The following is an 18,536-nucleotide window of genomic DNA, read 5'->3' on the forward strand; positions in this document are numbered from 1 at the left end:
CGCCCGTCCCGCGACGCACGGAACAAGCCCTCCCGCACCGGGAGGGCTTGTTCCGTCTTAACGCACCACGCCTCAGCCGCCAGCGCCCAGTCGGCAATCCGTCACCCAGCACTCACGAGCTGCGATCGGGTAAGCAGATCTTTACGATGTGTCGACGTGCCCGACGAGGGAGGTCGCTGTCCAGTGCGTCGCCCGACGTTTCGTCGTACACCCGTCGCCGCCCCGGCGCCTGATTCTCCGCCGCGGCGGCGCAGGCTGCCCGTCGCCCGGTTGGCCCTGCTGTTCGGCGTGGCCGTGGGGGCCGGTGTCCTGGGTGTCGCCCTGTCCGGCGACCCGGCCACCGCCGCGGACCGGGCGGGCCTCGCCGGGACGGGGCTGGGCGGCGTCACGGAGGCCTCGGGCCCGCCAGGTTCCCGACCCGCTCCGGCGCTGACCGGCGACGGTACTGCCGTGGTCGGGCCTGCCCGATCCGCGCCCCGCACCGGCCGCCGTGACCGGCCGGGCGCGCGTACCGGCCTGGTGACGCCGGTCGGCGACCTCGTGACCGAGCTGGGCCGGCGAATGACGCCCGCCTCCCGGGACCGCGATCGCCCCCGGGACGACGAGCGGCACCGGCCACCGGCCACCGCCACCCCCACCGCCCCGGTCACTGCCGCACCTGGCGCCGCGGTGCCGGACGACGGCACGCCTCCGCCCGTACGCCGCCTCGCGCCCTCGTCCCGTGCCCCGGCGGCGCCTGCCGGGACGTCCCTGGTTCCCCGCCTCGCCGCGATGGCGTCGTCCCTCGCACGGCCGGCGACCTCTGCCGGGGCAGCCCTGGTTCCCCGGGCCGCCGGCACCGTGTCGTCCGTCGTGACACCGGTGGTCCGTGCCGTCCTGTCCGCCACGGACTCCGTGGTGTCGCGCGTGATCGGGTTGCCCTGTGTGATCGCCCCGGCGCCGGTCGTGCCGGCTGACCCGTCGTCGCCTCCCGCCGGCGGGCCGGGCCTGTCGCCCCCGGCGGCGCAGCGGCCGGTGGCGTCGACGTCGGTGCAGTCGCCGAGCGCGGCGAACGCTCCAGCACCGGCCGCCGGGACGTGGTTCCCGATCGCCCCGGCGCCCGGTGCCGAATCCGACCGGCGCCCCGGCCGGGGCGGTGGGGACGCGGCCGCGTCGGCACCGGGACCGACCGGCCTGCCGGCCCGCCCCGTCCTGCCGGGCGAGGACGGCGTCGCGGCCACCACGGACGGCGGTGCCCCGGCGGTGGCCGGGCCGTCGACCGACACGGACCACCCGGGCGGGGTCGACGACGGGTCGCCACCCGCACCGCCGGCCCGCGGTGACCGATTCTTCGGCGTGACCGCCCGCCCCGGCTGAGTCCCCCTGGTGGCCCGTCCCGCGTGATCGTCCGGTCCGTCCGACCACATCGCCCGGAGCCTGGCCACACGGTTGCCCCAGACCGTCGGTCGTCGACGTGTCGCGGGCCAGGACCCAGCCGTTTCGCGCGGCCGGCCAGCGCGGTCCCGTCAACAGGACCCGGTCGCCGCCCGCGTACCCCGAGATCGGAGCTAACGCGTTGATCCGCGTCGTCGTTGTTGAGGAGATGGGTCTGCTGCGCACCGCGCTGTGCGCGGCGTTGTCGAGCGAGGAGGACATCGAGGTGGTCGCCGAGGTGACCGGGGTGACGGAGTTGCCCGTCCTGCTGCGTCGGCACCGGCCGGACGTGGTGCTTGTCGACCTGGCGCCGGACGCCCCGAACCCGGTCGAGGCCGTCGCCGAGATCACCGGAGCGGTACCCGGCACGGCCGTGCTGGCCATGGGCCGTCGGTGGAGCCAGAGCGTGGTCGAGGACCTGCTGGCCGCGGGCGTCCGGGGCCTGCTCGGCAAGGACGCCTCCCTGGGGGCGCTGGTCGGGGCCGTCCGGGAACTCGCCGCCGGGGAGAAGGTCATCGACGCCGCCGCCGCCGTGACGGCACTGCGCCCCAGATCGAGCCCGCTGACGCGTCGGGAGGTGGAGGTCCTGAGGGTGGCCGCGGAGGGTCTGCCGCTCAAGGAGATCGCCCGCCGGCTCTACCTGGCGCACGGGACGGTACGCAACCACCTGTCGGCGATCATGCGTAAGACCGGTGCCCGCAACCGCATGGAGGCGGTGTGGCGGGCCCGTCGCGACGGCTGGATGTAGCCGTCCTGCGGGGTGCGGGCCGGGCGTGCCGGTCCGGCCCGTACCCCCGGGTGCTCATCCAGCGTGGACGGTGCCGGTCGCTCGCCGAGCGGAACTCACCGGGACGTGTTTGAATTCTGACGGTCCGTGATCTGTCTGATGACGCTCCGAAGGGGTCGACGGTGATCCGTACCCTGCTCGCCCTGGACGGTGCCCTGGTCCGTGGCGCCCTGTCGCTCGTCCTCGCCGCCGAGGTGGACATCAGCGTGGTGGCGGAGCTGGACCGGGGCGACGCCCTCCCGGGGGCGGTTCGCGCGCAGCGCCCCGACGTCGCGGTCGTCGACCTCGCCCTCATCGGTGAGGCGGGCGTGGCGGGGCAGTGCCCGTTGCTGGTGCTCGCCGACCGGCGCCGGGCGCGTAGCCTGCACCGGGTCTTCGTGCCGGGACGCTCCGTCGGGATCCTCGGCAGCGACGTCTCCCCGCACCGCGTGCTGGACGGCATCCGGCGGCTGGCGCGGTGCGAGTCGGTGGTCGACGCCGACCTGGTGGTGGCGGCGCTGGCCCGGGACAGCCCGCTGACCTCACGGGAGACCGAGATCCTCGACCTGACCGCGGCCGGGGCGCCGGTCGCGGAGGTCGCCCGGACGCTCGGGCTCGCCCCGGGGACCGTACGCAACCATCTCGGCCGGATCACCCGCAAGGCGGGCGCGCGCACGAGGGTGGAGGCGGTGCGGGTCGCCCGCGAGGCTGGCTGGATCTGACCGCGGAGCCGGCCCGGCGTGCCGTCACGCGCGGCTGAGCGGCACGCGGGCCGGCGGCGGCGCGTCCTCCCAGTACCCGACCAGCTCCCGGTAGGTGGGCGAGCGGGCCAGCAGCTCGTCATGGGTGCCGGCGAGCGGCCGGTCGCCGTCGAGCACCAGCACCCGGCGGGCCCGGGTCGCCGAGCTGATCCGGTGCGCGATCACCACCAGGGTGCCGCCGCGCCGGGCGAAGGCGCGTTCGACGGTCGCCTCCAGCGTCGGGTCCAGGTGACACGTCGCCTCGTCGAGGATCACCAGCGACGCCGGTGCGAGGTAGGCCCGGGCCGCCGCGACGAGCTGGCGTTCCCCGGCGGAGAGTGCGGCGGGGTCGAGTGCGGCGTCGAGGCCCCCGAGGCGGTTCACCAGGGCGCCGGCCCCGAGGGCGTGCACGGCGGCGAGGACGGTCGCGTCGTCGGCGTCGGGGCGCAGGTAGCGGAGGTTGTCACCCAGGGAACCTGAGCGTACGTACGCCTCCTGCGGCACCAGCACCCGCAGCCGGGCCAGCGCGTCCGGCGGGGTGCCGGCGACCGGCACGCCGGCCAGGTGGGCCGAGCCCGAGTCCGGTGTCACCAGCCCGGCGACCAGCGCGGCCAGGGTGGACTTCCCGGCCCCGCTCGGTCCCACCACGGCCAGGTGCTCGCCGGCCGCCACCGTCAGGGTGAGGTCCGCCAGGACGGGCCGGGCCTGCGGGCCGTACCGGAAGGTCAGCCCGCGCAGCTCCACCGCCCACCCGCCGGCGGGAGCGGCGGTACGCGGCGCCGCGCGGGTACCGGCCGGTGGCGGGCCCCCCGGGTCGGCGGCGGTCGCCGCGGCGGGCGGCGGGTCGTCGGGTGGGCTCGTGCGCAGGATCCGGCCCAGCGTGACGGCGTAGCGCAGGCCCCCGCCGCCGACGCCCTGTACGACCGCGTGCAGCGCGGGTTGCAGCCCGGTGGTCACGTAGACCAGCGCGCCCAGCACCGCCCCGGCGCTCAGCCCCTGCCGCACCAGCCACGGCGCGGCCAGCAGCAGCACCGCCACCGGCAGCCAGCTGCCCACCCCGATGCTGAGGCTGCGCAGCGCCGCCATCCGGGCCAGTGTCCGCTCGGCGTCGGCCTGCGCGGCGACCCGCCCGTCCACGGCGGAGACCACGCGCTCGCGCGCGCCGCAGGCGACGACGTCGCGGTGCCCGGCCAGCGCGGACGCCGCCGAGCGGCCGAGCCGTTCGCCGGCGGTCACCTGGGCCCGCTGGTGCGTCACCATGGCCGGCAGCGACGCCCCGAACACGGCGAGCCCCACCGCCAGCGGGGCGGCCACCGCGCCCGCCAGCAGCGGCGCCAGGGCGAGCAGGCCGAGCAGCGCGGCGCCGGCGGCGAACAGGAATCCGCGCACCACCAGCAGCAGCCCGCCGAAGGTGTCCCGGACCACCTCCACCTGGTGGGTCAGCCGGGCCACGGCGGCGCTGTCCGCCCGGCCGCCGGCCCGGGTCGCCTCGCGCAGTGCCCCGTGCACCACCCGGGTCGCCAGCTCGTCGCGGAACGGCTCCACCACCGCGCCGAGGCTGCGGTACACCTGCCCCGTCGCCGCCGCGCCGACCAGCACGGCCAGGGCGAGCCCACCCAGCCAGGCCAGGCCGGTGGCGAACTGACCGGCCAGGAAGCCCCGGTCGACGGCCCGGGCCACGAGCACCCCGCCGAGCAGCGCCGGCAGGGCCTCGACCGCCGACCAGGCGGCCAGCCGGCCCAGCGCCCGGCGGCGGGCACGCAGTGCCGCCCAGGTGGTGCGGCGCACGCCGGGGCCGCTCATCGGGTGGCCCCGTCCGGTGCGAAGACCGCCCGGTAGGCCGGGTCGGCCCAGAGCCGCCGGTGCGGCGCCACGGCCCGCAACCGCCCGCCGTCGAGCCACGCCACCAGGTCGGCCGCCGCCGCCGTCGTCGCGCGGTGGGTGACCACGAGCCGGGTACGCCCGCGGGCGCCGGCCGCCACCGCCCGGGCGATCCGGTGTTCGGTGGCGGTGTCCAGGCTGGACGTGGCGTCGTCGAGGACGAGCAGCCGCTCGGCGGGGAACGCGCGGGCCAGCCCGAGGCGCTGCGCCTCACCACCGGAGAACGGCGCGTCCACCAGCCGGGTGCGGAAGCCCTCGGGCAGCCGGGCGACGACGTCGGCGACCTGGGCCGCCCGTGCCGCGGTCAGCACCGCCGCAGTGGCCGGGGCGGCGCCGTCGGGCGGAGGCGCCGAGCCGGCGGGCAGCCCGAGCCCGACCGCGTCGTGCACGGTCTCACCCACCAGGACGGGCCGGTCGAAGGCGTGGCCGACGGCCCGGCGCAGCGCGGGCGGGCTCAACCGGCGCAGCGGCACCCCGTCCAGCAGCACCTCGCCGACGTCCGGGTCGTGCAGCCGGCCCGCCACGGCGGCGAGGGTCGACTTGCCGGCGCCCGAGCGCCCGACGACGGCCACCATGGCGCCCGCCGGGACGGTCAGGTCGATCCCGTCGAGGACCGGCCGCCCGTCCTCGGCGCGGACGCCGACCCCGCGCAGCCGCAGTTCGCCCCGGCCGGGCGGCAGCGGTTCGGTGCCGTCGGGGCGTACCGGGTGGGCCAGCGGCTCGGCGATGCGGCCGGCCGCCGCGCGGCTGCGGACGAGGCGGTTCAGCGTGGCCAGCACCGCGCCCAGGCCGGCGCCGAGGGCCGCGTACTGCACGGCGGCGACGAGTTGGCCGGGGGAGAGCCAGCCGGCGGTCAGCGCGTACCCGCCGACGGCCACGACGGCCACCTGGAGCAGCGGCCCCACGGCGGCGGTGCGGGCGCTCGCCCTGGCCAGCAGGCGCCAGCCGAGCTGGCCGTACCCGCGCAGTTCCGGCAGGGCCGCCAGCACCCGGTCGCGTTCCCGCTCGACGGTCGCGGCGGCGGCGATGGTGCGGGCGCCGCCGAGAGCCTCCAGCAGCCGGCCCGCGAGGACCCCCAGCACCCGCTGGTAGCCGGCGACGGCGGCGGAGGCGTCGGTGACGAAGGTGCGCATGAGCACCGCGAGCAGGGCCAGCCCGCCGAGGAGGGTGACGCCGAGCAGCGGTTCGAGCAGGGTGAGCGCCACGACGCTGCCGACCGGGGGGAGCAGCGCGACGACGCCCAGCACCACGGCCGTGCCGGCCTGCCCGGCGTCGGCGGCCTGCCCGGCGAGCCGGCCGACCAGGTCGCCCACCGGATAGCGGCGGACGGTGCGCACGTCGCAGGCGAACAGGTGCCGCAACAGGCGGCGGCGCAGCCGCGCGGTGGCCCGGGCCGCCCCGTACCCGCTGGCCACGTCGGCGAGGACGTCGGTGACCATGAGGACGGCGACCAGGCCGCAGGCGGCGGCCGGCCAGCGGAGGGAGCCGTCGCCGCCGACGGCGGCGTCGACCGCGAGCCCGAGCGCGGCGGGCAGGGCGAGCTCGGCGGCCGCACCGGTGAGCGCGACCGCGCCGAGCAGGACCGTCCACCCGCCGCCGTCGCGGACCACCCGCCGCAGCAGGCGGTCGGAGCCGGTCGGCGCGCCCATGGTTTCTCCCGCGTAAGACGTGCGGCCCTGGGCGGATACGTCTACCCGCCCAGGGCCTCGCGTGGTGACATGATCAGTTGCAGGTCGTGATGGACAGCGAGCTGTCGCCGCAGAGCAGCAGGCTCGCCCGGCTGCCGCCGCCGGTGCGGTCGGCGGGGGCCATCTCGAGGCCCTGGAGGTCCAGAAGCGCCATGTCGTGTCACCTCCTTCCGTGCTGGTCGGTCGGGTCGGTCGCCCTCGCGTCGGCGAGGGGGTCGGGGGCGCCCGCCAGGGGCGCGAGGAACGGCAGGCTCACCGGGGCGTCGGGCCGCGCGGCGGCCAGCGCCAGCAGCACGCCGGCGGTGCCGGTGCCGAGGTCCATGGACAGCCGCAGCAACTGCTCGCCGGGGAAGGCCGTCCCGTCGGCGTGGGGCAGGGCGTGCCAGGCCAGCCGGGCCACCTGGGCGTCGCGTTCGCGGCACCGCTGCGGATCGTCGGGGTACGCCGCCAGGTAGGCCACGATGCCGGCGCGCCCGGCGAAGAGGCCGGACTGCGCGTAGAACGGTGACCGGGCGGCGCGGCGTACGCCGGCGCTGGCCTCGGCGAACCGTTCGTCGGCGCGGTGCCGCAGGTACGCATCGAGCACCAGCCCGATGCCGACGCTGCCCTGGCCGAGGTAGGGCATGGTGCGCCAGCCCTCGTTGACCTCCAGCGCGCCGTCGGGGCGCACCACGCAGCGGCGCAGGTCCTGCCGCAGGGCCGTCGCGGCGTGCTCCAGCAGCGCCTGCTCGCCGGTCAGCTCGTGCAGCCGCACCAGCAGCAGCGCCGGCCCGGTCCGGCCGCGCAGCAGCCCGGCGTACGGGTTGCGCCCCCCGCTGACGTCCGGCCCCGGGTCGTCGGCGAGCTGGTCGACCACCCGCTCGGCGACCCGCCAGGCCGCGTCGCGCAGGGCCGTCTCGCCGGTGCGTCCGGCCAGTTCGGCCAGGTTGAGCGCGATGCCGGAGAGGCCGCCCGAGAGGCTGTGGTCCAGGCCGTCCAGCGGCTGGCGCAGGCAGATGTCGAGCACGTCGAGGGCGTCCTGCCGGCGGCCGAGCGCCTCCAGGGCGTACGCGACGCCGTGCAGGCCGTCGTAGAAGCCGCACCGGGTGCCGGAGGCGGGTGCCGTGGCGTGGCGGACCAGCCACCGCTCGTGTTCCGGCCATTGGCCCGCGCCGCTGACGTGCAGGGCGTACAGGACGCCGGCCGCGCCGTGGGCGAGGTTGAGCCCGCCGCTGCGGAACTGTTCGATGTCGCCGGGGAAGAGCCGGTCGTCGCGCTCGGGTGTCGCGCTGGCGAGGATCGCCCGGGCGAGCCGGTCGCGGTGCTCCGGTCCGACGTCGACGGTGAGGTCGGGGGCCGGCCCGGCGTCCGCCGGACCGGTGCCGGTGATCTCCCGTACGGCGTCGTCGAGGAGTTCCCTCGGAACCGGGAAGTGTTCGGCGATCACGTCGGCGAGGTGCGCGGCCTTGTCCGGGCCGAGCCGGACGAGCTGGGTCAGCGGCAGGAACAGCGCCAGCCGCAGGCAGGCCAGGGCGTACCGGTCGACGGCGGGACCGGAGCGGTCCCGGGGTGCGGCGAAGCCCTGGTTGCGCAGGCCCGGCCGGCGGTGCCCGTCGATCGGGGCGGCGACCTCGAAGTCGACAAGCGTGATCCGGTCGTCGGGGCGGACCATGACGTTGAACAGGTGCAGGTCGCCGTAGACCAGGCCGCGTTCGTGGATCGCCGTGACGACCTGCTCGACCTGCCGGTGCACGTCCAGCGCCCAGCGGGTGTAGTCGGCGCGGTCGGCGTCCGTGGCGTCGGCGTCGATCAGCGGGTACCGGTCGACGAGGACCTTGTTCAGCGCGCGGCCCTCGATGAACTCCAGCGCGAGGAACCGGTGCTCGCCGAGGGTGAACTCGTCGTGCACCCGGGGCACCTGCGGCAGGTCGGCGAGCCGGCGCAGCGCGTCGGCCTCCCGGGCCAGGCGGGCGACCGCGTCGGTGCCGTCGGCGTCGAGGCCGGCGTGCGGACGGGCCTCCTTCAGCACCACCCTCGTGTCGGTCCGCACGTCCCGGCCGACGTAGAGGCCGCCGCCGTTGGAGAAGTGGATGACCTTCTCGATCCGGTACGGCACCTCGTCGGTGCTGGTGGCGTTGCGGGCGGCCAGGTGCGGGCCGAGGAAGTCGGGCAGCGTCACCCAGGACGGCACGTGGAACACGGGATCGCGGCGGTCGGGCACCAGCGTGCCGGTGTCGTCCTCGATGGCCGGGACCACCTGGCCGTCGGGGGAGTGGCAGTAGCGCGCGGCGAAGCCGCCGTAGCGTACGTGCACCGGCCCGGCGCCGTGGCGCAGGTCGCTGAGGATGTACGGGCCGGGCTCGCCGGCGAGCAGCTCGTCGAGCTCCTTGCAGACCAGCTCCAGTTCCGCGTCGTCGCGGGGGTAGACGGTGACGAACTTGCCGCTGGCGGCCCGGGCGGCGTACTTGGAGTTGCGCAGCAGCAGGGTGCGCGGGCCGCGGAGGAACTTGAAGGACAGTGCACGCGGGACGCAGTAGTCCCAGACGGTGTCCAGCACCCGCTCCGCGTTGGCCAGCGTCGCCGACACGTGGATCTTCCAGCCCTGCTGGGGCAGCGTGCCGCCCTCGGGGGCGTAGATCAGCCAGTCGTCGAGCGGCTCGGAACGCCAGCCGTCGGGGACGGGCCGCTGCGCCGCCGCGAAGGTGGGCTGGTCGACCGCGCTGCCGAGCGAGTCGTAGAACATCCGGTCGGCGGCGCAGTAGCTGTCGTAGCGCTCGTCCACCGTGACCACTCCCTCCGCTGTTCGGTCGATGCTTGCGTCCTGCTGACGGATATGAGTTTGTCCGTTCGGGCCATGGCGGTTCCAGTGCGTTCAGTCATGACGACGAATGCGTGCCGCACGGCGGGCCGTGACAAATGTCAGTTGCGTCCGAGGTGCGCGGCGCGTTGCCGACGGGTCGCCGACCGCACGGTGGGCGGTGCCCCCACCCGGCCGGGGGCGGTACGGTGCTCGCCGTGACCGCAGACGATCACCCCTCCGTGGCCCCCGACGGGCCCGTCGCCGTGCTGGCCAACCCGACCTCGGGCCGGGGGCGGCACCGGGCGCTGCTGCCGCAGGTCCTGCACCGGATCGAGGCCGCCGGCCGGCCGGTACGCCCGCTGCGCGCGCACACCGGCGACGAGGCCGAGGCGGCCTGCCGCGCGGCGGTGCGCGACGGCGTCTCGGCCCTGGTCGCGGTCGGCGGCGACGGGACCGTGCACCGCGCCGTGCAGGCGGTCGCGGGGACGGCGGTCCCGTTCGGCCCGGTGCCGGCCGGCACCGGCAACGACTTCGCCGCCGACACCGGGTTCCCGGCCGACCCGCTCGCCGCCGCCGACGTCATCGCGGCGGCCCTGCGCGACGGCCGCACCCACCCGGTGGACCTGGCGCGGATGACAGCCGGCGACGGCACGAGCCGCTGGTACGCGGCGGTGCTCGCGGCCGGCTTCGACGCGATCGTCAACGAGCGCGCCAACCGGATGCGCTGGCCGCGCGGTCCACGCCGCTACGACCTGGCGATCCTGGTGGAGTTGGCCCGGCTGCGTCCGCGCCGCTACCGGCTCCGGCTCGACGGGGAGGTGCAGGAGGTGGACGCCGTGCTGGTCGCGGTCGGCAACTGCGCCAGCTACGGCGGCGGCATGCGGGTCTGTCCGGACGCCGACCCGACCGACGGCCTGCTCGACGTGGTGGTGGGCGGCCGGTTCGACCGGCGCACCCTGATGCGGGTCAAGCCGCGCATCTACCGGGGCAGCCACGTGACCCACCCGCTCGTGCGCAGCTACCGGGTCCGCACGGTGGAACTCGACGCCGAGGGCATCACCACGTACGCCGACGGCGAGCGCGCCCTGGACCTCCCGCTGACCGTCACCGCGGTGCCCGCCGCCCTGCGCCTGCTGCGCTGACCTTCCGCCGGCAGGGTGTCGCCGCGGCACGGGCTGCGCGGGCGCGGCGTTGGCCGGAGGCCGTGCGGCGGGTCAGCGCCCGTCGCGGACGATGCGGTCGAGCCACTCGGCGAGCAGGGCGCGTTCGGCGGCGGTGAGGTCGGCGGCCACGGTGTCGAGGGCGGCCCGCAGCGCCACCGCGTGCCGGACCGGGCGGTCGGCCCGGGAGGTCGCCCGGGCCGCGGCGGAGTCGGTGACCAGGGCGGCGAGCACCGCCTCCCGGGTCCGGGCCGACAGGGCGGGATCGCGGTCGCGGGCCGGTGTGCGGATCAGGGCGAGGGTCACGCCGCAGCCGGCGGCGTGCAGCATCTCGGTCGCCTCGTCGACGCCCGTGCGCAGCCGGCCCGCCTCGGCGACCCGCCGCACGAGTTGGCGCAGGATGTCGGCGGCGACCCGGGCCGCGGTGGGGGTCTCGCCGGGGCGCGGATCGCCGTACATGAGGGTGTGGAAGGCCGGGTTGGCCACGCCGAAGTCCACGTGCATGTCCCAGCCCCGGCGCAGGTCGTCGACGGGGTCGCCGGCGAGGTCCCGGGCCGCCTCGGCGTGCAGGTACGCGGCGAACCCGTAGCTGGCCGCGGCGTCCAGCAGGCCGCGCATGTCGCCGAACTGCCGGTAGATCGTCGGCGCCTGCACGCCGGCGGCACGGCTGACCGCGCGGGTGGAGACCGCCTCCCGGCCACCCTCGGCGAGCAGGGCGGCGGCGGCCCGGACGATCCGGTCCCGGGGCGACGTCTCAGTGATCATGGCAGCGACGATAACGCCCTCGCGTTAGCGCCGCCTGTTAACGGTGCTGTCGACATGCCGCTAGCGCTGCTTCTCGACCCCGGCCAGGTCCAGCACGGCACCCAGGCCGTTCGGCCGCCCCGCCTCGGCCGCCGGCAGCACCAGCACCGCGCACCCGGCCGACACGGCCCCCGCGTCGGCCACGGTGTCGCCCACCATCAGGGTCCGCTCCGGATCCACGCCGAGCATCCCGCAGGCGCGCAGGAAGATCCCCTGGTCGGGCTTGCAGCGCCCCACCTCGTACGACAGGACGAACGCGTCGATCAGGCCGGCCAACCCCCACGCCTCGAACATCGGCCGGATGTCGAAGCCGATGTTGCTGACCACGGCCACCCGCACGCCCGCCTCCCGCAGGGCGGCCAGCGTCGGCGCGGTGTCCGGGTACGGCACCCAACCCTCGGGCACCAGCACCCGCTCGTAGAGCGCCTCGGCGAAGCCCTCGATGCCGGCGTCGACGGTCTCGGCGAGCCCTGTGTAGGCGCCCCGGTGGGCGTACGGGTAGAGGTCCCGGTCCGCCCACAGCTCGGCCAGCCGGGGCGGCACCCGGGTGGGCCGCGGGCCACCCGCGCGGCCGGCGGTCAGCAGCCGGTCGGCCAGCGCGGTGGCCCGCATCCGCTCCAGGGTCACCCCGCAGGAGGCGGCGGCGGCGAGCACCCACTCGTGGGGCTCCTCGACCTGGGCCAGAGTGCCGTGGAAGTCGAGCAGGACCGCCTCCACGGGGCGGCGGGACGGACCGGGGCGCACGGCGCCGTGCGCGGCGTGGGGCGGTTCGGCATGATCCGGCACGTCGTGCACCCTACCGACCGCCCCGGAACCTGTTGTCGGTTGGCCTTGTCCGGTGGTCGTCGGGGGCACGCATTAATCTTGGAGGCATGTCGAGCCCCGCCGAGCGGTACGCCGCGGCGCGCCGCCGGGCCGCGCAGGCCTCACAGTTCCCGGCGCTGGACGAGTTCGCCCTTGACCTGGGGTTCGATCTCGACGACTTCCAGCGGGAGGCGTGCCAGGCGCTGGAACGGGGCAGCGGTGTCCTGGTGTGCGCCCCGACCGGGGCCGGCAAGACCGTGGTCGGCGAGTTCGCCGTGCACCTGGCGCTGCGCGGGGCGCCGGCACGCGAGGCGACCGGTGACGCCGCGGCGACACCGACGGCCGGCGGCGTGGCCACCCCGCCCCCGCGGCGCAAGTGCTTCTACACCACCCCGATCAAGGCCCTGTCCAACCAGAAGTACCACGACCTGGTCGAGCGCTACGGCGCCGCGCAGGTCGGGCTGCTCACCGGCGACAACGCCATCAACGGCGACGCCCCCGTGGTGGTGATGACCACCGAGGTGCTGCGCAACATGCTCTACGCCGGCTCGGCCACCCTGGAGGGCCTGGCGTACGTGGTGATGGACGAGGTGCACTACCTTGCCGACCGGTTCCGTGGCGGGGTGTGGGAAGAGGTGATCATCCACCTGCCCGCCTCGGTGACCCTGGTCTCGCTGTCGGCCACCGTGTCCAACGCGGAGGAGTTCGCCGACTGGCTGGTCACCGTGCGCGGCGAGACCGCCGTGGTGGTCAGCGAGCACCGCCCCGTGCCGCTGTGGCAGCACATGCTGGTCGGCAAGCGGATGTTCGACCTGTTCCACGACGCCGACGCCGCCCGCAAGCACGACGTACACCCCGAGCTGCTGCGCTACACCCGCGACACGATGCGCCGACTCGAGCTCGGCGAGGGGCGCAGCGCCGGCCCCGGCGCCGGGCGGCGCGGGCCCCGGTGGCGCGGCCCGATGCGTCCCGACATCGTCGACCGCCTCGACCGGGAGGGGCTGCTGCCGGCGATCCTGTTCATCTTCAGCCGCGCCGGCTGCGCCGCCGCCGTGCAGCAGTGCCTCGCCGCGGGACTGCGGCTCACCTCCCCGGAGGAGCGGGCGGAGATCCGCCGGGTCGTCGAGTCGCGGGTCACCGCCATCCCCGGCGAGGACCTGACCGTCCTCGGCTACTGGGAGTGGCTCGACGGCCTCGAGCGCGGCCTGGCCGCCCACCACGCCGGCATGTTGCCGGTGTTCAAGGAGGTCGTCGAGGAGCTCTTCGTCCGGGGCCTGGTCAAGGCGGTCTTCGCCACCGAGACGCTGGCCCTGGGCATCAACATGCCGGCCCGCTGCGTCGTGCTGGAGCGCCTGGTGAAGTACAACGGCGAGGCGCACGTCGACCTGACGCCGGGGGAGTACACCCAGCTCACCGGCCGCGCCGGGCGGCGTGGCATCGACGTCGAGGGGCACGCGGTCGTCGTCTGGTCCCCGGAGACCGATCCCCGGCACGTGGCCGGTCTCGCCTCCACCCGCACCTACCCGCTGCGGTCCAGCTTCCGGCCGTCGTACAACATGGCGGTCAACCTGGTCGGCACCGTCGGTGCCGAGCCGGCCAGGGCGCTGCTGGAGTCCTCGTTCGCGCAGTTCCAGGCCGACCGGTCGGTGGTCGGCCTGGCCCGCCAGGTGCAGCGCAACACCGAGACCATCGAGGCGTACGGCGCGGAGGCGGCCTGCCACCACGGCGACTTCGACGAGTACTTCGCGCTGCGGGTGGCGATCGCCGACCGGGAGCGGGCGATCGCCCGGCAGGGGCAGACCCAGCGCAAGGCCGCCGCGGTGGCCTCGCTGGAGCGGCTGCGGGTCGGCGACGTGATCCGGGTGCCGTCGGGCCGGCGGGCGGGCCTGGCCGTCGTGCTCGACCCGGCCACCGGTGGTTTCGGCGAGCCCCGGCCGCTGGTGCTCACCCAGGACCGCTGGGCGGGTCGGATCAGCCCCGGCGACTTCACCACTCCGGCGGAGGTGCTGGCGCGCATCCGGGTGCCGAAGCACTTCAACCACCGCTCGCCGGCGGCCCGCCGTGACCTGGCCGCCGAGGTCAGCGGCACGGGGCTGGACCGGCACGGCGGGCGCCGGGGCGGCCGCTCCCGGCAGGCGGCCGGTGAGGACCACCGGCTCAGCCAGCTGCGCACCGAGCTGCGCCGGCACCCCTGCCACGCCTGCCCCGACCGCGAGGAGCACGCCCGCTGGGCGGAGCGGCGCCGCCGCCTGGAGAAGGACACCGAGGAGCTGCGGCAGCGGGTGGCCGGGCGGACGGGCTCGCTGGCCCGGACGTTCGACCGGATCGTGGCGCTGCTCACCGCCCGGGGCTACCTCACGCCGGACGGCGCGGTGACCGACGCCGGCCGGATGCTCGGCCGGATCTGGACCGAGGCGGACCTGCTGGTCGCCGAGTGCCTGCGGCGCGGGGTGTGGGACGGGCTCTCCCCGGCCGAGTTGGCGGCCGCGGTCTCCGTGGTCGTCTTCGAGGCCCGTCGGGACGTCGACGAGCGGGCGTCGCTGCCGCGTGGTGCCGTGGCCGAGGCGGTCGACGAGACGCTCAAGCTGTGGAGCGAGATCGAGGCCGACGAGGCGGCCCGTGGCCTCGCGGTCACCCGCGAGCCCGACTTCGGCTTCGCCTGGCCGATCTACCGGTGGGCCCGGGGCGAGGCGCTGGCGAAGGTCCTCGCGAGCGGCCACGAGATCGACGGCGAGATGCCGGCCGGGGACTTCGTCCGGTGGGCGCGGCAGGTGGTCGACCTGCTCGGTCAGCTCGCCGACTCCGGAGGTGCCTCGACGGAGCTCAGGGCGACCGCCCGGCAGGCGATCGCCGGGGTGAACCGCGGCGTGCTCGCCTATCACGCCACTGCCTGATCGTTACCGTAGGTAACCGCATATCGAAATCGACGCATCGTTGAGTCATCGCGACGGCACCCCCCGAATTGTCCGGGGGGTGCCGTCGTGCCTGTTGAAGGCATCCCTGATCATTGCTGCGGCGCAAACAACCGCGCGCCGGTAACCGATCTGAGGGAAGGCCGCCGTGGCGGAGATCAATCACTTTGAGTACGGGTGGATCACCCCTGCGCTCAGCTACGCGCTGTCGGTCCTGGGCTCGGCCCTGGGCCTGATCTGCGCCGGCCGGATCCGCACCGCCGGCAGCGCGGGCCAGCGCGCCTGGTGGGGGTGCCTGTCGGCCTGGGCCATCGGCGGCACCGCCATCTGGACCATGCACTTCATGGCGATGCTCGGCTTCGCCGTCGAGGGCACCCGGATCCGGTACGACGTGCCGATCACCGCGGCCAGCGCGCTGATCGCGGTGATCGCGGTCGGCATCGGCCTGGCCATCGTCGGCACCGGGCGGCTCTCCGCCGTGCGGCTGCTCGCCGGGGGCCTGTTCACCGGCGCCGGGGTCGCCGCGATGCACTACTCCGGCATGGCGGCCATGCGGCTCAACGGCAGCATCGGCTACGACAGGGTCCGCGTCGTGCTGTCCATCGTGATCGCGGTGGTCGCCGCCACGGTGGCCCTCTGGCTCGCGGTGACGGTCCGCCGGCCGCTGGCGATCGTCGGCTCGGCCCTGCTGATGGGTGTCGCGGTGAACGGCATGCACTTCACGGGCATGAGCGCCATGTCGGTGCACACGCACTCGCGGCAGGGCGAGGTGTCCGGTGCCGGGGTCAGCAGCCTGCTGGTGCCGATCATCCTCGCGGTGGTGTTCGGGGTGGTCGGGCTGGTCTACGCGATCCTCGCCGCGCCCACCGAGGAGGACCGGGCAGCGGCGGCGTACTTCGACGCCCGCCGGGACGTGCCGGAGCCCGCCCCGGCGGTGCCGGCACCGGACCCGGTGGGCCTGCGCGCCCGCTCCACGCTCGCGCGGCCGGGCACCCCGTTCCCGTCCCGCCGGGACAACCCGATCCGCCGGGACAACCCGCCGCGCTGACCGTCATCCGGGGGACACCGGCCCGATCGCGGGCCGGGCCCCCGGGGCGCGGTCAGGAGCGCTGGGCGAGGGCGTCGACCAGGCGGCGCGTCGAGCCGGCCAGGTTCCACTCGCCGGCCAGCTCCAGCAGCCGGTCGGGGTCGGCGGGCGCGGTCGGCAGCTCGGTGGCCAGCTCGGGCAGCGGCACGTCGAGGGCGACCTTGACCACCTTCGGCGCGACGGCCAGGTAGTCCCGCGCGGCGGCGAGCTTGGTGCGCAGCCCGGGGGCGAAGCCGGAGGCCGGGTCGTCCAGGGCGGCCAGGATGCCCGCGATGTCGCCGTACCGGTCGACCAGCCGGGCGGCCGTCTTCTCGCCGACGCCGGGCACCCCGGGCAGCCCGTCGCTGGGGTCGCCCCGCAGTGCGGCGAAGTCGGCGTACCGGTCTGCCGGCACGCCGTAGCGGGCGCGCACCGCGGCGTCGTCGCAGTCGTCGAGCTTGGCCACTCCCCGGCCGACGTAGAGCAGCCGGACCGGGCGGGTGTCGTCGACGAGCTGGAAGAGGTCCCGGTCGCCGGAGACCACCTCGACCGGCGCCGGCTGGGTCACCGAGAGGGTGCCGAGCACGTCGTCGGCCTCGTAGCCGGCCGCGCCGAGGTGGGTGATCCCCACGGCGTCGAGGACGTCGAGGATCAGCGGCACCTGCGGGGTGAGCGTGTCGGGCACGACCTCGCCACCCTCGGGGGCCAGCCGGTGCGCCTTGTAGGACGGCAGCAACGCCACCCGCCAGTCGGGCCGCCAGTCGTGGTCCATGGCGCAGACCATCCGGTCGGGCCGCCGGGTGCGGATGAGGGTCGCCAGCATGTCGAGGAAGCCGCGCACCGCGTTGACCGGGCTGCCGTCGGCGGCCCGGGCGGCGGATTCGGGGATGCCGAAGTAGGCCCGGAAGTAGAGGCTGGGCGCGTCGATGAGCATGATCGGGGGTCGCTGTGCCACGCCCGACAGCCTGGCACACCGCACCGACGTTCCGCGGTACGGCGCGGCCGGTCAGGGACGCTCGTCGTGGCCGCGGAACGTCTCGCGCCGGGCCACGTACTGCACGCCGTAGCTGGTGAGCAGCAGCACGATCGCGGCCGCCACCTCGATCCAGGCCGTCGCGCCGTCGGCGATGGTCAGGCCGATGACCAGCAGCACCAGGCCCGCCACCGCCAGGATCCCGGCCCAGAGCAGGCGGCGACGCCGGGCCGCCGCGCGTTCCGGGTCGGTCGGTGGCATGGCCCTCGGCCCTCTCCGTCGGTGGCACGTCCCCGTCCAGCCTATCGACGGGCGCGTCGGCCGGCGGCGGAACCGGGGTGTGGATCCGTTCCGTCCGGCGCACACTGGCCGGTGTGACGTTCGTTTCGGGCCTGACCCTCGGCCGCCGGTTCCACGACGAGGTGCTCGCCCCGATCCTGCGCCGACGTCTCCCCGGGCTGCGGTACGCGGCCGGGCTGCTCGACGGCGGCTCGGAACTGCTCGGCCTGGACACCCCGCGCTCCACCGACCACGACTGGGGGCCGCGCGGGCAGCTCTTCGTCGCCGCGGCCGACGTGGCGCGGATCCCGGAACTGCGTGCGGCGCTCGACGCCGACCTGCCGGCGGAGTTCCTCGGCTGGCCGACCCGGTTCACCGGCGACGGCCGGCTGGGGGTCGCCGATCCGCGGGGCACCCGCCACGGCGTCACGATCGACGAACTGGGCGGCTGGTGGCACGACCGGCTCGGGTTCGACCCGGGCGGCGGCGTCGGTACGGAGGAGTGGCTGGCCACGCCGACGCAGCGGCTGGCAGAGGTGACCGGCGGCGCGGTCTTCCACGACGGCCTCGACGGCGCGCTGACCACGGCGCGGGCGGCCCTGGCCTGGTATCCCGACGACGTGTGGCGGCACGTGCTCGCCGCCGCGTGGACGCGCGTCGCCCAGGCGGAGCACCTGCCCGGTCGCTGCGCCGAGGCCGGTGACGACCTCGGTAGCCGGGTGGTCACCGCCGGGCTGGCCCGGGACCTGATGCGGCTCGGCCTGCTGCTGCACCGCCGCTGGCCCCCGTACGACAAGTGGCTGGGCACGCTGTTCGCCCGGCTGCCGGGCGCGACACCCCTGGTCGCGGCCCTCACCGACGCGGTGGGCCCGGGGGACTGGCCGAGCCGGGAGGCCGGTCTGGTGGTCGCGCTGGAGGCGGTCGCCGCCTGGACCGACGACACCGGCCTGGCGGCCCCGGTACGCGCCCGGTGCCGGCCCTTCCACGAGCGGCCGTTCCTGGTCCTGGACGCGGGGAGGGTCGCCGCCGCGCTGCGCGCCGCCGTAACCGACCCGCTCCTGCGCGACCGTCCGCCCCTGGGTGCCGTCGACCAGTACGTCGACAGCGTCGACGTACTGACCCACGCGCACCGCGCCCGCCGCCTCGCCGCCGCCCTCCCGCCCGCACCGCCCCAACCCTGACCGCACTGGTCGCGGCGCCCGGTCCGCGCGCCGATCTTGCGCTTTCGGCCCGCACATAAGGTGCGACTCGCAACATTATGAGGGCACAAA

The 18,536-nt window shown here is 76.1% G+C and carries 15 protein-coding genes; 7 read left to right on the forward strand and 8 right to left on the reverse strand.

Features of this window, described 5'->3' with window-relative positions:
* Nucleotides 1-270 precede the first annotated feature (270 nt).
* The 3 genes from ABZ809_RS26305 (at nucleotide 271) to ABZ809_RS26315 (ending at nucleotide 2,901) form a co-directional block, all read left to right on the forward strand.
* Nucleotides 271-1,356, forward strand: a complete 1,086-nt coding sequence (locus ABZ809_RS26305) for a hypothetical protein (RefSeq protein ID WP_357565275.1) — start codon at nucleotides 271-273, stop codon at nucleotides 1,354-1,356.
* A 199-nt stretch (nucleotides 1,357-1,555) separates the two neighbouring features.
* Nucleotides 1,556-2,161, forward strand: a complete 606-nt coding sequence (locus tag ABZ809_RS26310; RefSeq protein ID WP_357565276.1) for a response regulator transcription factor — start codon at nucleotides 1,556-1,558, stop codon at nucleotides 2,159-2,161.
* Between the two features lie 161 nt (nucleotides 2,162-2,322).
* Nucleotides 2,323-2,901: a response regulator transcription factor gene (locus ABZ809_RS26315; protein WP_357565277.1), complete on the forward strand. Its 579-nt coding sequence runs from the start codon at nucleotides 2,323-2,325 to the stop codon at nucleotides 2,899-2,901.
* Nucleotides 2,902-2,925: 24 nt separating this feature from the next.
* Here the strand turns inward: ABZ809_RS26315 and ABZ809_RS26320 are convergent, their stop codons facing one another.
* From ABZ809_RS26320 to lanKC, 4 genes are all read right to left on the reverse strand, one after another.
* On the reverse strand, nucleotides 2,926-4,722 hold the full coding sequence (locus ABZ809_RS26320) for an ABC transporter ATP-binding protein/permease (RefSeq protein WP_357565278.1): 1,797 nt from the start codon (nucleotides 4,720-4,722) through the stop codon (nucleotides 2,926-2,928).
* On the reverse strand, nucleotides 4,719-6,449 hold the full coding sequence (locus tag ABZ809_RS26325; RefSeq protein ID WP_357565279.1) for an ABC transporter ATP-binding protein: 1,731 nt from the start codon (nucleotides 6,447-6,449) through the stop codon (nucleotides 4,719-4,721). Before ABZ809_RS26325 ends, ABZ809_RS26320 begins: the two co-directional genes overlap by 4 nt.
* A gap of 73 nt (nucleotides 6,450-6,522) precedes the next feature.
* Nucleotides 6,523-6,642, reverse strand: coding sequence for a SapB/AmfS family lanthipeptide (locus tag ABZ809_RS26330; protein ID WP_120569348.1), 120 nt, complete (start codon nucleotides 6,640-6,642; stop codon nucleotides 6,523-6,525).
* 6 nt (nucleotides 6,643-6,648) lie between these two features.
* Nucleotides 6,649-9,249, reverse strand: a complete 2,601-nt coding sequence (gene lanKC, locus ABZ809_RS26335; protein WP_357565280.1) for a class III lanthionine synthetase LanKC — start codon at nucleotides 9,247-9,249, stop codon at nucleotides 6,649-6,651.
* 224 nt (nucleotides 9,250-9,473) lie between these two features.
* Here lanKC and ABZ809_RS26340 point away from each other — a divergent pair, with 224 nt between their 5' ends.
* Nucleotides 9,474-10,409, forward strand: a complete 936-nt coding sequence (locus ABZ809_RS26340) for a diacylglycerol kinase (protein WP_357565281.1) — start codon at nucleotides 9,474-9,476, stop codon at nucleotides 10,407-10,409.
* Between the two features lie 72 nt (nucleotides 10,410-10,481).
* Here ABZ809_RS26340 and ABZ809_RS26345 read toward each other — a convergent pair whose 3' ends face one another.
* Entirely contained in the window at nucleotides 10,482-11,192 is a 711-nt protein-coding gene (locus ABZ809_RS26345; RefSeq protein WP_357565282.1) for a helix-turn-helix domain-containing protein, read from the reverse strand.
* Between the two features lie 60 nt (nucleotides 11,193-11,252).
* Nucleotides 11,253-12,017 carry an HAD-IA family hydrolase gene (locus tag ABZ809_RS26350; protein ID WP_357565283.1) on the reverse strand — a complete coding sequence of 255 codons (765 nt, stop codon included), beginning with the start codon at nucleotides 12,015-12,017 and terminating at the stop codon, nucleotides 11,253-11,255.
* 86 nt (nucleotides 12,018-12,103) lie between these two features.
* Here ABZ809_RS26350 and ABZ809_RS26355 point away from each other — a divergent pair, with 86 nt between their 5' ends.
* Both ABZ809_RS26355 and ABZ809_RS26360 read left to right on the forward strand, forming a co-directional pair.
* Entirely contained in the window at nucleotides 12,104-14,929 is a 2,826-nt protein-coding gene (locus ABZ809_RS26355) for a DEAD/DEAH box helicase (protein ID WP_357565284.1), read from the forward strand.
* Nucleotides 14,930-15,095: 166 nt separating this feature from the next.
* Nucleotides 15,096-15,995: an MHYT domain-containing protein gene (locus tag ABZ809_RS26360; RefSeq protein WP_357565285.1), complete on the forward strand. Its 900-nt coding sequence runs from the start codon at nucleotides 15,096-15,098 to the stop codon at nucleotides 15,993-15,995.
* Between the two features lie 52 nt (nucleotides 15,996-16,047).
* Here ABZ809_RS26360 and ABZ809_RS26365 read toward each other — a convergent pair whose 3' ends face one another.
* Entirely contained in the window at nucleotides 16,048-16,947 is a 900-nt protein-coding gene (locus ABZ809_RS26365; RefSeq protein WP_357565305.1) for a 5'-3' exonuclease, read from the reverse strand.
* Nucleotides 16,948-17,019: 72 nt separating this feature from the next.
* Nucleotides 17,020-17,247, reverse strand: a complete 228-nt coding sequence (locus tag ABZ809_RS26370) for a DUF3040 domain-containing protein (protein ID WP_357565286.1) — start codon at nucleotides 17,245-17,247, stop codon at nucleotides 17,020-17,022.
* 113 nt (nucleotides 17,248-17,360) lie between these two features.
* On the opposite strand from ABZ809_RS26370, the gene ABZ809_RS26375 reads away from it, so the two are divergent.
* Nucleotides 17,361-18,446 (forward strand): DUF4037 domain-containing protein, encoded by a 1,086-nt coding sequence (locus tag ABZ809_RS26375; RefSeq protein ID WP_357565287.1) that lies wholly within the window; start codon nucleotides 17,361-17,363, stop codon nucleotides 18,444-18,446.
* Nucleotides 18,447-18,536 lie beyond the last annotated feature (90 nt).

Origin of the sequence: Micromonospora sp. NPDC047074 (assembly GCF_040643815.1) — a bacterium.
Taxonomy (GTDB): domain Bacteria; phylum Actinomycetota; class Actinomycetes; order Mycobacteriales; family Micromonosporaceae; genus Micromonospora.